The organism is Dysgonomonas termitidis (assembly GCF_042654545.1).
In the GTDB taxonomy this organism is placed as follows: domain Bacteria; phylum Bacteroidota; class Bacteroidia; order Bacteroidales; family Dysgonomonadaceae; genus Dysgonomonas; species Dysgonomonas termitidis.
In genome coordinates, this window is the sequence record NZ_JBHSGN010000064.1 from 22,845 (window position 1) to 37,017 (window position 14,173).

Genomic DNA, 14,173 nt, shown 5'->3' on the forward strand with positions numbered 1-14,173 from the left:
CATTGTTTTAGTAATCGAATTCTACTTGTGCTATCTTTTTCTTTATAGCTTCCAGTTTCTCATCCTGTAATACTTTCTTGTATTCAATAGGGGTTACTTTCATGAATTTCTCTACCTCTGTATTCCAGTTATCGAGAATATGTTTTGCCAGAGGGCTGTTTGTATATTCATAATGATTGGTGATCAACTGACGAAGTTCCTTACTATCGTAAGTATCTTCTATCAATGTAAGTTCAACCATCTGCATATTACAATAATAGTCGAAGTCGCCGTCTATGTTATATACATAAGCAACCCCGCCGCTCATACCCGCCGCGAAATTACGTCCTGTCTTTCCAAGCACTACAGTACGGCCACCCGTCATATATTCGCAACAGTGGTCTCCGGCTCCTTCCACAACAGCAGTTGCACCGCTATTGCGTACACAAAAGCGCTCCCCTACCCGTCCGTTGATATATATTTCGCCGGAAGTAGCACCATATAATAAGGTATTACCGGCAATAATATTTTCTTCCGGTTTGAAAGTAGATACCGCAGGTGGTACAATGATGATCTTACCTCCCGACAAGCCTTTGCCCACATAGTCATTGGCGTCGCCTTCCAGCTTGAATGTCACGCCATGAGAAAGAAATGCACCGAAGCTCTGTCCGGCTGCCCCCTGGAATGTACATTGGATAGTATCCGCAGGAAGTCCGGCATTACCGTATTTCTTCGCTATTTCACCCGAAAGCATAGCTCCTACAGTACGATTCGTATTCCGTATTGTATGGGTAATAACGACAGGCATAGCCTTATCGATAGCCAGACGAGACGTAGTGATCAACTTACGGTCGAGTACATCGTCCAGCTTATGTTCCTGTCCTTTAACTCTATGTATGGCATTCTCCTTCGCTTCAACAGGGAAATAGATCAGGCGGGACAAATCCAGCTTCGCCACCTTCTTACTATCATGGCTCTTAACATACTTAAGTAAATCGGCACGGCCTACGATCTCATCCAACGTCTTCACTCCTAATGATGCCAGATGCTCACGTACTTCTTCGGCAAGGAAATTGAAGTAGTTAACCAGATATTCACTACGGCCGATAAACTTCTTCCGTAACTCTTCATTCTGTGTAGCCACACCTACAGGGCAGGTATTCAGGTGACACTTGCGCATCATAATACATCCCAATACGATCAGCGCACTGGTTGCAAAGCCGAATTCTTCCGCCCCAAGCATCGCAGCTACTATAATATCATGCCCGGTCTTTAACTGACCGTCTGTTTGCAAATACACCTGTCCGCGCAGATTATTCAGCACCAAAGTCTGTTGTACCTCAGCCAAACCGATTTCCAGCGGAAGCCCGGCATGCTTGATCGAACTGGCAGGACTTGCGCCTGTACCTCCTTCGCAACCACTGATGACTATGCGGTCGGCTTTTGCTTTCGCCACTCCGGCGGCAACAGTTCCCACCCCGCTTTCAGATACCAGCTTCACACTTATCTGTGCGGCCGGATTTACGCTTTTCAGGTCGAAAATCAACTGCGCCAAATCTTCGATAGAATATATATCGTGGTGCGGTGGCGGTGATATCAGCGAGATACCCGGAATCGAATGCCGGGTCTTAGCTATAATCTGATCTACTTTGAAGCCCGGAAGTTGTCCTCCCTCACCTGGCTTTGCACCCTGTGCTATCTTGATCTGGAGTTCGTCCGCATTAACCAGATATTCGGTAGTTACACCGAAACGGCCGGATGCCACCTGCTTGATAGCTGAACGCGCATTGGTCGCAAAACGTTCGGGCAATTCACCACCCTCTCCGGTATTGCTTTTACCTCCGATAGCATTCATTGCCACAGCCATAGCTTCATGCGCTTCGCGACTGATAGAACCGAACGACATGGCTCCTGTTACAAAACGCTTGGTAATAGCCGACACAGGTTCCACCTCAGAAATATCGACAGGCTTCTTTGCCAGATCGAAATCAAGGAAATCACGCAGGAAAATCTTTTCCGGCTTCTTGTCTATCAGATCTGTATATTCCCTGAATTTCTTATAGCTGCCCAGACGTGTCGACATCTGGAGATTCATTATCGTTTCGGGATTCCATGCATGATACTCACCATTGCGGCGCCATGCATATATACCCTGACTCACCAATGAAGGATCTGCAAAATCTTCCTCGAAAGCTTCGTAATAAGCTTCTATCGTATCGCTGGCAATATCATTCAAATCGACACCTTCTATTTTGGATGTTGTTCCTTTGAAGTATTTATCTATAACTGCCGAACTGATACCAACAGCTTCGAATATCTGCGCTCCGATATAGCTTTTCAATGTTGAAATACCCATCTTAGACATGGTTTTCAGCAAACCTTTGTTGATGGCCTTCACATAATTCTTCATGGCTGTATGAAAATCGAGATGTATATCCCCTTTCTTCACCAGTTCTTCAATGACAGCCAGTGCCAGATACGGATTCACAGCATTTGCCCCGTAACCGAACAGCAATGCGAAATGCATCACCTCGCGCGGTTCGGCAGATTCCACAACAATGTCTATCTGCATACGCTTGCGGCGTTCCACCAGATAATGATGTACGGCAGACACGGCCAGCAGACACGGGATAGCGGCATTATCAGGGTTAACGCCCCTATCGCTGAGAATGATATAATTATTACCGTTATCAACGGCCTTTTCTGCTTTTTTACATAGTTCGTCTATGGCTTTTTCCAAACCTGTGCCACCTTGCTTAGGATCGAAAAGTATCGACAACACTTCACACTTAAAGCCTTTGTATTGCAGGTGAATCAACAAGTCCAGCTCCCTGTTGGAAAGGAAAGGATTTGACAATCCGACCATCTTGGTATGCTCCGGCATCGGCTCCAGTATATTCTTGTGAAGCGAACCGATATATCCGGCCAGTGACATTACCAACTCTTCACGGATCGGGTCGATAGGCGGATTTGTTACCTGCGCAAATAACTGACGGAAGTATGTAAACAAGCGTTGCGGCTTGTTCGACAAAACAGCCACAGGCGCATCGTTACCCATCGAGGCAGTAGGTTCTTTCCCTTCCGCTGCCATAGGTGTCAGTATCTTTTCAATATCTTCTTTATAATAGCCGAATACTTTCAGCATCTTGGTGTAGTCTTCCACATTATATTTAGGAGTCCTACCCGAAGAAATATCATCGAGTGAGATACGATTTTTTGCCAACCAATCGCGATAAGGATATGCTTTTGCCAGTTTTTCTTTTAGCTCGGCATCATATTGTATAGTACCCTCTTCGGTATCCACCATCAGCATCTTACCTGGACGAAGACGCCCCTTTTCCTTTATTTCAGATGGTTCGAACGGAAGTACTCCCATCTCTGAAGCCACTACCATAATACCACTGTGAGTCATCAGGTAGCGCGCAGGACGTAAGCCGTTGCGGTCGAGCAATCCTCCTGCATATCGTCCGTCAGAAAACAGCAATGTAGCGGGACCATCCCACGGCTCCATAAATATACTGTGATACTCATAGAAGGCTTTCAGATCGTTCGAAATAGGATTCTTATCGTTCCACGATTCAGGTACCATCATTGCCATAGCATGCGGAAGCGATTTACCGGACATCACAAGGAATTCGAGCACATTATCGAATGAAGCACTATCACTCATATGCGGCTGTACAATCGGCCACAAATCACTGATATTACCTAATAATTCCGATTTCAACACACTTTCGCGGGCTTCCATCCACAGGCGGTTGCCCTTGATTGTATTAATTTCCCCGTTATGGGCTACCATTCTGAAAGGGTGTGCCAAATCCCATGTGGGAAATGTATTAGTACTGAATCGCGAGTGTACCAGAGCAATAGCACTTGTCAGATGCGGGTTCAGTAAATCGGGGAAGTAATGGCGGAGCTGCTCCGACGACAACATACCCTTATATATGATACGCTTTGTGGACAGGCTGACAATATAAAACGCCCTTTTTGTATCTAAAGAGAAAACCTTTGAACTGAATATCTCCTTTTCAATCTTCTTGCGAAGAATATAGAGCCGGTGTTCCAGTTCATCCTGAGACATCCCCTCTTCTCCAACCACAAATATTTGTTTTATATTCGGTTCATTCGAAAGAGCCATTTCACCCAATATATCGCTATTGACAGGTACATCACGTACTGCCAGAAGCTTTAAACCTTCCTTATCTATATATTGTGTCAGGGTAATCATGCATGACTCCATTTCTTTTTCACCTTTAGGTAAAAAGACGAGTCCTGTCCCATAATGTCCTTTTTCGGGAACGGGAATCCCTTGTAGTAGTATAAACTCGTGTGGTATCTGCAACATAATACCGGCCCCGTCTCCGGTTTTGTTGTCTGCATTTTCTGCCCCACGGTGAGTCATGTTCTCCAATACACGGAGACCATTCTCAACGATGGCATGGGATTTAGCACCCTTCATATGAAGCACCATCCCTACCCCACATGCGTCATGCTCATAGGCCGGGTCATATAATCCGTGCTGTACTGCTGATTTTAAATCCTGCATAGTTATTAGTTGATATATAATTGATAGAAATTCCGATTTCCGCCCCAAACTAAGACAGATGACAAATATACAAATTTTCAAGACATAAAATCTCCTTTTGTTCGAAAAAATGATTTTTTACGTAAAAAAAATAGATTTAACCTATTTTATTTAACAAAAATCTATTTAAAATTATTTTTATACCGGCTACCTGAGAATATAATCGTTAATTAATACTTTTGACATATCACTCTCTATTAAAAATATAAGAATCATGAAATAATTTCTGTCAGGATACCTCCCGGGCAATAGTATTAGGCAGCAGGAGCGGTAGAAACCCGAAAAAAAATGAAGGAGACGGCAAGAAATACCATAAACCCGTATTGGGCGATATAACAGCGGTGCGGATAAAAAACAGGGCGGATACAAACAAAAAGAATCCCGACCTCTTACGAAGCCGGGATTTTTCATTATAAATAAAAGCGATTAACGTATAAAAAGTAATTCCCTGTATTTAGCCAACGGCCACATTTCATTATCCACAATCAATTCCAGTTTATCTACATGATAACGGATTTCATCCAGATAAGGCGCTACATTATCGTGATAAGCTACGGCTTTTTCGCGTTCGCTCTCGATATTATTGGCTATCTTACGTGCATCTATCATCTCGTGCACCTTAGCATTTATCGCGTTCACATGAGTAGAAACTTTCTCTATCAGCCGCAATTGCTCTGCGCCCAGTGTTTTATAGTCGTCCGACACTTCTTTCAGTTTCGATACGTTTGTAAGCAGGATGGACTGGTAGGAGATTGCCACAGGAATAATATGATTCAGAGCCAGATCTCCAAGTACGCGAGATTCTATCTGTATCTTTTTGGTATAGGTTTCCCACTTCACTTCGTTACGTGCATGTAATTCCACTTCGGAAAGGATACCTGTAAATGTTTTGATACTTTGTTTCGATGTGTATGCGTCATAAATCACAGGAACGCTGGTTTCGCAATCCAGTTTGCGCTTCTTGGCTTCAGCCTTCCATTCATCGCTGTAGCCATTACCGTTGAAACGGATAGGACGAGATTCCTTGATGTATTTTTTCAACACTTCATATAAAGCTTCCTCCTTCGATTTACCCTTAGCTATCAAGCCATCCACTTCTTCTTTAAACAACCGGAGTTGCTCGGCAACAGATGCATTCAGTGCAGTCATAGCAGAAGCACAGTTTGCAGAAGAACCCACCGCACGGAATTCGAAACGGTTACCAGTAAAGGCAAACGGAGATGTACGGTTGCGATCGGTATTATCGAGAAGAATTTCAGGAATCTGCCCCACACCAAGGCTGATCTGCTTCTTACTGTCGACTACAATCGCGTCTTTCACCGCACTCTTCTCAAACTTATCGAGTATATCACTTACCTGAGAGCCGAGGAAAACGGATATGATAGCCGGAGGCGCTTCGTTCGCACCTAAACGGTGAGCATTTGTAGCAGAAGAAATAGATGCTTTCAGCAATCCGTTATTCTTATGCACTGCCGCAAGAATATTTGCCACAAAAGTAATGAAGCGCAGGTTTTCTACCTGATCTTTACCCGGAGACAGCAGGTTGATACCTGTATCGGTACTTAGCGACCAGTTATTATGTTTACCCGAACCATTGATTCCCTTGAACGGTTTTTCGTGGAATAATATACGGAATGAGTGTTTACGTGCTACTTTATCCATCACAGACATCACCAGCAGGTTATGGTCTACAGCCAGATTACACTCTTCATATATAGGGGCCAGCTCGAACTGATTCGGCGCAACCTCATTGTGGCGGGTCTTCACCGGAATACCCAAAGCATATGCTTCATACTCCAGTTCTTCCATAAAGCGTTGTACACGTTCAGGTATAGAACCGAAATAGTGATCTTCCAACTGTTGATTCTTTGCACTCTCGTGGCTCATCAGCGTCCTCCCTGTTAAAGCCAGGTCGGGACGAGCCATGAAAAGGTCTTCATCTACAAGGAAGTACTCCTGTTCCCAACCCAGATTGGATTGTATTTTCTTTACATCCTTATTAAAATAGTGAACGACTTCAGTCGCAGCCTTATCTACGGCAGCCAGAGCTTTCAGCAATGGAGTCTTATAGTCCAGCGCCTCGCCTGTGTAAGAGATGAATATAGTAGGGATACACAGCGTATTACCAACAATGAATGCAGGGGAAGACGGGTCCCAGGCCGAATATCCGCGGGCCTCAAATGTATTGCGAAGACCTCCCGACGGGAAACTGGATGCATCCGGCTCCTGTTGCGCCAGAAGCTTTCCTTCAAATTCTTCTATCAGACCGCCCTGGCCGTCATGTTCTACAAATGCGTCGTGTTTTTCGGCAGTTCCGTCTGTCAATGGATGAAACCAGTGTGTATAATGAGTCACACCGTTTTCCAAAGCCCACATACGCATACCTGCAGCTACGTGCTCAGCAAGATTACGATTCACAGACCCTCCTTTATCGATAGCATTATTCAGTGCTTTGAAAGTTTCCTTCGAAAGATATTTAGTCATAGCTTTCCGGTTGAATACTTTCTCTCCATAATATTCCGATGTCTTCTTTTCCGGTTTTCGCACCTCTACCGGTTTTCTTTCCGAGGCCATCGCTACTGCTCTAAAACGTAACTTTGTCATAAACTTGTTTTTATTGAGTTATATAGATTTTATTTCAAAATTTTATGTTTCAATATTTTGTACACCAATAAAATACAGAATCTTTTTATTAAATAGATATCTTTCTGAGACGACTCACCGCCTCTTTTGTATTCTCCAGCGTGCCGAATGCCGTCAGTCGCAGATACCCTTCGCCACTCGGCCCGAAACCGACACCGGGAGTCCCTACCACATTCAGTTCATTGAGCAGATAATCGAAAAATCCCCACGAAGTCATACCATCAGGAGTTTTCACCCAAATGTATGGGGAATTCACTCCGCCATAGACTTTCAGCCCTTGCGTACTAAGCCCTTCACGTATGATCTTAGCATTATTCAGGTAATAATCGATAGTTTCTTTTACCTGCTTTTTACCTTCGACGGAATAACAGGCTTCAGCGGCACGTTGTATAATATATGGCACACCGTTAAATTTTGTCGTATGCCGTCTGTTCCATAATTTATTCAATGATACTTTTTCTCCCGATCCGGTATATCCCACCAGCGCTTTAGGCACCACGGTATATGCGCAACGTGTACCGGTAAATCCTGCAGTTTTGGAAAAACTCCGGAATTCAATAGCTACTTCCTTTGCTCCTTCAATTTCGTATATGCTGTGAGGTACATCGCTTTCGGTTATATATGCTTCATAAGCGCTATCGAAAAGAATAAGCACCTTGTTTTTCAATGCATAATCTACCCATATCTTCAATTGCTCTTTTGTCAAAGTCGTTCCTGTCGGATTATTCGGATAGCATAAATAGATTATATCCACTTTTCCGGCAGGCAGTGAAGGTACAAAATCATTCTCCGCAATACATGGAAGGTATATAATCTTACTCCATTTGCCGTTCTCGTTCAAATCGCCCGCACGACCAGCCATCACATTGGTATCCACATAAACCGGATATACAGGATCTGTAATGGCGACAATATTATCCAGGCCGAGAATATCTCCGATGTTCCCAGTATCGCTTTTAGAACCGTCACTGACGAATACTTCATCTGCCGAGATATCCAGTCCGCGCGCTTTATAATCGTTTTCAACAATTGTATTTACAAGGAAATCATAACCCTGCTCCGGTCCGTACCCCCTGAACGTAGCCGCATCAGCCATCTCATCCACAGCTTTATGCATAGCCTCGATAGAGGCCTGCGGAAGCGGTTTTGTCACATCTCCGATACCCAGGCGGATGATGGTCGCGCCGGGATGTGCAGTTTTGAATTCGTTTACTTTGCGTGCTATATCCGAGAACAGGTAGCTTCCCGGGAGCTTTGTATAATTTTCGTTTATTAATATCATTTTTAGTTACGAGTTACGAGTTACGAATTACGAGCCGTATGATCGGCAAATAAATAAGTAACCAGTATTTATATTCATTTTCTAATTTGCTAATATTCTAATTTACTAATATTCAAATCTGCTAATTTACCAGTTCGCCTTCGAACACAGTAACAGCTTCACCTGTCATATACACATGGTTATTAAAGACACTCCACTCTATCTTGAGGTCGCCTCCCAGCAAATGTATCGTGATCTCCCTGTCGCAATGATTATTCAGCACGGCAGCCACGGCAGCGGCACAAGCCCCTGTCCCGCAAGCCAGAGTCTCCCCTGCCCCGCGTTCCCACACACGCATATTTAAGGTATTGCGGTCTACCACTTCGATAAACTCGGTATTGGTTTTGCGAGGAAAGACAGAATGGGTCTCAAACTTAGGGCCTAAAACAGGCAGATCCAAATCTTTGATCCCCTTCATAAACACTACAGCGTGCGGATTTCCCATAGACACACACGATATCTTCCATATCCTGCCGTCTATATCCAAAGGATAATCCAATACGGGCTCTTCCGCAATCTGTACCGGAATCAGGGTAGGTGCAAGTATCGGCTCTCCCATATCCACTGTCACCTTTCGCGCAACTGCATTACCTTCCTTCAATGTGATATATTTTATACCGGCTTTTGTCTCCAGTGTTATTTCTTTTTTATCGGTCAGCCCGTTATCATACACATATTTGCCCACACAGCGCGAAGCATTACCACACATTTCGGCTTCCGAACCATCGGAATTAAACATCTGCATTCTAAAATCACAGGTATCCGAGGGTAATATCAACACCAAGCCGTCGGAGCCGACACCAAAATGACGGTCACTCAGACGGACTGCCAGCTCAGAAGGATTCTCTATTTTCTGAGTGAATCCATTCATATAAATATAGTCGTTTCCGGCGCCATGCATTTTAGTAAATTTCAATTTCTTCATCCTCTACCCCTACCTATTTTTTACGTATTATATTATTCCTATTTTCAAGACGCAAATTTCGTACAAATTATTCGATTTCACAAGAAATTTGTATCATTTTTTCATTTTTAATAAAATAAAAAATCTTTTTGACTTGTAAATTTTCAAAACAACAAACATAAAGTCAGAACGCAAGACTAAATGATTTACAAATGTCACACCTTTTACAGATTCGACACCTTTAATCTATCTTTTTTCTATTTATTTGAGCAAAATATTTCTTTTGAACACCATATTAAGTAATGGAAAAAAATTTATCTATATAATTAGAACTGATAGCCTTTAGCTGTCAGCAGATAGTTCTTTGAAGTATTGATTAAAGCAGTTACGAGTAAAAGAGACACGAGATACAAGTAGACGAGATACGACGAGTCACGAGCTGTAGACTAATGACTGCTATGTTGACTGTTTACTGACATATCTGTTACCTTTGTTACTTTTTAACAGTTAGGGGTTACAAGATACTCTATTTTGTTTCACGCAAAGGCGCAAAGTTTTACATCTTACGAGTTGTTGACTGATGACTGTTTACTGATGACTGTAAATACTGTTACCTTTTTTAAGAGTTACAAGTTACTGCGCCCTAGGGCAGTTACGAGTTACAAGTTGGTTTACTGATTACTGACTACTGTTTACTGAAATAAGTGTTACCTTTTAAAAGCATACAGTTAATTAATACGAAAATGACAGGTGAAAAAATAGCAAAAATGTGTCAGAAGTGTCAGGTTTTAACATTGTATAGTTAATTTATATAAAAAAACAACTAATAGTTATAGCTCTCAATTTTCATAGGTTTTCCCTAAAATGTTAATAAAAAATTTCCTATCCCACATAAAATACGCATCTTTGCAAACTCTAGAATCCGGAATATTAGATTTTAGAAATAATAACTCAAAAAAAGCGTATAGCATGCACCTTTTTCAAAGCACAGGGCTATCACTTTAATTATTGGATAATAAGAGATAGAAAATGAGCCCGATTGTTAATTTTTTCAGAAAACCTGTATTTTCTGATAAGAGATTCCTCCTCTTCGTATGGACCCTCATCCCTGTGATTGGCGCACTCAAAGCCAGTCGTATTCATAATAATTATAAAATATTCAGTGGCTCATTCTATCATGCCCTTGAACAGATCAACCTGTACGCGCCTTATCCGGCCGAACATCATGATAAGTTTTATTATGGCCCGGTCTTCACCTTTATTGTTGCACCATTTGCTCTCCTACCCGACAGGCTCGGAATATTACTCTGGGATGTAGCCATGAGCCTTACCCTGTTTTTTGCCGTTTATTATCTGCCGATTGCCTGGAAAAGGAAATACCTGTTTTTTTACATAATAGGAGTGGATCTCTATACCTGCGTAATGAATAGCCAAACAAACGGCCTGATTGCCGCATTGGTTATCGGCAGCTTCATCTGTATACGGAAAGAGAAAGATTTCTGGGCCGCATGCCTCATTATGCTCGGCACTTTTATAAAACTATATGGCATAGTGGGATTAAGCTTGTTCTTTTTCTCAAAACACAAAGGAAAACTTACGCTATACATGGGTATATGGGCAGCCATATTCTTCACCCTGCCAATGCTGATCTCTTCTCCCGAATTCGTCATACAGAGTTATGGAGATTGGTTCCAGACCTTATCTGCTAAAAACGTTATTAATATAACTAACTTTTCACAGGACATCTCTGCCATCGGACTCATCAGAAGATGCTTCAATATACTGGATGCACCGGCATTTTATATAATCGTGCCGGGACTTGTATTATTCGGACTTCAATATATAAAAGTCAGATGCTACGACGATCTGGCTTACCAATTCGGCATCCTTGCATCCGCCTTATTCTTCATTGTCCTTTTCAGCACCGGTTCCGAAAAAGAAACATACATTATTGCCATGACGGCCCTGGCCTTTTGGTACAGCCTGCAAAAGTACCCGAAGAACAAATGGATAACCGGACTACTGGTATTCACCTTATTCTGGACACTGATAACATCATCCCATATATTCCCGAAAAGCATACACGACGATATATTTAAAAGATATTCACTGAAAGCGATCCCAAGCCTTGCCGTATGGCTTATCCTTGTTTATCAGATTATCACATCACGGGGCATATTGAAAGAATTTCCGCAGGAGGAGTACACAGATGAGGAGAAAAAAACACTTTCAATACACCCGCATAAGCAATAAGCTAACCCCTATTACTTATCATACGCCTCGGCATGCACCGCTTTTACCGCACGGCCGGACGGGTCCACCCTGTTCTTAAATGAAGCATCCCATTCCAGAGCCACAGCCGTACTGCAGGCCACCGAAGGCACTGACGGCACTGTATGAGCCGCTGACGCCGATGGAAAATGCCCTTCAAACATTGTGCGATACCAGTATTCTTCTTTCGACATTGGCGGGTTGATAGGAAAACGCTCTGCTGCATGCTCCATCTGACGGTCGCTTACTTTTTTATCAGCAACCTCACGCAATGTATCTATCCAGTTATATCCTACACCATCCGAGAATTGCTCTTTTTGACGCCACGCTACACTCGCGGGCAGATAATCCTCGAAAGCTTTCCGGAGTATATGTTTTTCGATCTTACCATTACCGCACATCTTATCCTGAGGGTTCAGGCGCATAGCCACATCCATAAATTCCTTATCCAAAAACGGCACACGCCCTTCAACCCCCCATGCTGCCAACGACTTGTTTGCACGCAAACAATCATATAAATGAAGCCTGTCCAGCTTACGAACTGTTTCTTCATGAAATGCCCTTGCATCAGGCGCCTTATGGAAGTACAGATAACCGCCGAAAAGCTCATCCGAGCCTTCACCTGACAGCACCATTTTCACACCCATAGACTTTATAAAACGAGCTAATAAATACATAGGAGTGGACGCCCGCACAGTTGTCACATCATACGTTTCGATATGATAAATCACATCGCTCAATGCATCTATAGCTTCCTCCACCGTAAAATTAATCTCATGATGGACCGTGCCTATATACTCCGCCACCTTACGGGCTGCAATCAAATCGGGAGCATCTTTCAAACCTACGGCAAAAGAATGAAGTTGCGGCCACCACGCCTCCGTCTTATTGTCGTCTTCTATACGCCGTGCAGCATAACGCTTCGCCACAGCCGATATAACAGACGAATCCAGGCCACCCGAAAGCAAAACCCCATAAGGCACATCCGACATCAACTGGCGGTGCACCGCTGCTTCCAAAGCAGTTCTCAATTCTTCGACATCCGACTTATTGTCTTTCACATTCTCGTATTCCATCCAGTCACGCTTGTACCAGGGTTTAAGCATCGTTCCATCTTCACTGAAGATATAATGACCGGGTAAAAATTCCTGAATATTCGGACAAATACCCTCCAGCGCCTTCAACTCACTGGCTACATAGAATTGCCCGTAATCGTCATAGCCCATATATAAAGGTATAATACCCATATGGTCGCGACCGATCAATATAATATCTTTTTCAACGTCATAGAGTGCAAATGCAAATATCCCATTCAGATCTTCAAACAGACCGGCTCCTTTATCTTTATACAAAGCCAGGATAACTTCACAATCGGAATGAGTAAGAAACTCATAGTCAGGATACCGGCTTCTTATTTCTTTATGATTGTATATCTCGCCATTAACGGCCAATACAAGTTTTTTGTCTTTACTATACAGAGGCTGCTTGCCCGAATCAACTCCCACAATGGAAAGCCTTTCATGGGCAAGAACAGATTTACTGCCACAATATACCCCAGACCAGTCAGGCCCCCGATGGCGTATCTTCTTGGCCATGCGAAGCACCTGCCCACGAAGCACATCTATATCTTGAGTCAAATCGAATACACCTACAAATCCACACATATATCTATAATTATTTTTTTTGTTAGCTTTATACTTTACCACAGTCCGGCAAATTTATATCATTTTATTCTTAATTCAAAATATAAAACAGAAATATAACACATTTTATTTATATTTTATCTCACATTGTCAAAACACGATTGAAGCAAAATATTCTCGTTGCAATTACATAAATACACCATTTAACTATGATAAATTCATTCCAAAAAAAATAATACATATCTTTGCATAAACATTTTACAAAACAAATCTGTGAGCGATGAACAAAAACATCACCTTTCTTACATTGCTTGTTATCATCAGTATTTGCAGTTATTCATGCGGCGATGATTATGAACCCAAGCCACCTGCACCATTAAACGGCGAATGGCTCAACGAAAAACGTGTATTAAAATCAAACGACCCCACTGTAGATGAGAGAGTAAACAGTATGTTCATCCGGGATGCAGAGTTACTCGAAATAAAAAGGATTTTCGATGTAAATGAAAATGATCCGAATTCGGGAGCTATATCCACGTTGGCTGTAAACCGGCAAAATGGTTTGAATGCAAGAAAAAGAGAAAGTGCATATACCACAAAAGGAGACAGCATATTTATAGTAGACGGAATACTGGGCAATATGCCGGGAACAAACATCATATCCGGTAATAAATTAACTACAGTAACCAAAGTAAACAAACAGGCGATTAAAGCTATCATTACTGAAATTGGCGGCGATATAAATATACCGATGCTGGACGAAATAGAAGGAGTATTGACTATTATAGATTATAAGAAATAATATCGCTTAAAAAATATTTGAGTAT

Annotated in this window: 7 protein-coding genes; 2 read left to right on the plus strand and 5 right to left on the minus strand. The window is 42.5% G+C overall.

Translation table 11 applies throughout. The features are described from left to right. Positions 1–7: 7 nt before the first annotated feature. From gltB to dapF, 4 genes are all read right to left on the minus strand, one after another. A complete protein-coding gene (gene gltB / locus ACFO6W_RS09220) occupies positions 8–4,525 on the minus strand; it encodes a glutamate synthase large subunit (protein WP_379995595.1) in 4,518 nt (1,505 codons plus the stop codon). 465 nt (positions 4,526–4,990) lie between these two features. Continuing rightward, complete coding sequence (locus ACFO6W_RS09225) at positions 4,991–7,168, minus strand: glutamine synthetase III family protein (RefSeq protein ID WP_379995597.1); 2,178 nt, start codon at positions 7,166–7,168, stop codon at positions 4,991–4,993. Between the two features lie 88 nt (positions 7,169–7,256). Then, entirely contained in the window at positions 7,257–8,489 is a 1,233-nt protein-coding gene (locus ACFO6W_RS09230) for an LL-diaminopimelate aminotransferase (protein ID WP_379995599.1), read from the minus strand. 121 nt (positions 8,490–8,610) lie between these two features. Further along, entirely contained in the window at positions 8,611–9,453 is an 843-nt protein-coding gene (dapF, locus tag ACFO6W_RS09235) for a diaminopimelate epimerase (RefSeq protein WP_379995602.1), read from the minus strand. A gap of 1,008 nt (positions 9,454–10,461) precedes the next feature. Here dapF and ACFO6W_RS09240 point away from each other — a divergent pair. Next, positions 10,462–11,685: a glycosyltransferase family 87 protein gene (locus tag ACFO6W_RS09240; RefSeq protein ID WP_379995604.1), complete on the plus strand. Its 1,224-nt coding sequence runs from the start codon at positions 10,462–10,464 to the stop codon at positions 11,683–11,685. Between the two features lie 11 nt (positions 11,686–11,696). Here the strand turns inward: ACFO6W_RS09240 and asnB are convergent, their stop codons facing one another. Continuing rightward, on the minus strand, positions 11,697–13,367 hold the full coding sequence (gene asnB, locus ACFO6W_RS09245) for an asparagine synthase B (RefSeq protein WP_379995911.1): 1,671 nt from the start codon (positions 13,365–13,367) through the stop codon (positions 11,697–11,699). Between the two features lie 259 nt (positions 13,368–13,626). On the opposite strand from asnB, the gene ACFO6W_RS09250 reads away from it, so the two are divergent. Next, positions 13,627–14,148 carry a hypothetical protein gene (locus ACFO6W_RS09250; protein WP_379995607.1) on the plus strand — a complete coding sequence of 174 codons (522 nt, stop codon included), beginning with the start codon at positions 13,627–13,629 and terminating at the stop codon, positions 14,146–14,148. Positions 14,149–14,173 lie beyond the last annotated feature (25 nt).

Coding starts and splice junctions, on each gene's coding strand:
- ACFO6W_RS09250 (WP_379995607.1), top strand. CDS start 13,627: ATGAACAAAAACATCACCTTTCTTACATTGCTTGTTATCATCAGTATT.
- gltB (WP_379995595.1), bottom strand. CDS start 4,525: ATGCAGGATTTAAAATCAGCAGTACAGCACGGATTATATGACCCGGCC.
- dapF (WP_379995602.1), bottom strand. CDS start 9,453: ATGAAGAAATTGAAATTTACTAAAATGCATGGCGCCGGAAACGACTAT.
- ACFO6W_RS09230 (WP_379995599.1), bottom strand. CDS start 8,489: ATGATATTAATAAACGAAAATTATACAAAGCTCCCGGGAAGCTACCTG.
- asnB (WP_379995911.1), bottom strand. CDS start 13,367: ATGTGTGGATTTGTAGGTGTATTCGATTTGACTCAAGATATAGATGTG.
- ACFO6W_RS09240 (WP_379995604.1), top strand. CDS start 10,462: ATGAGCCCGATTGTTAATTTTTTCAGAAAACCTGTATTTTCTGATAAG.
- ACFO6W_RS09225 (WP_379995597.1), bottom strand. CDS start 7,168: ATGACAAAGTTACGTTTTAGAGCAGTAGCGATGGCCTCGGAAAGAAAA.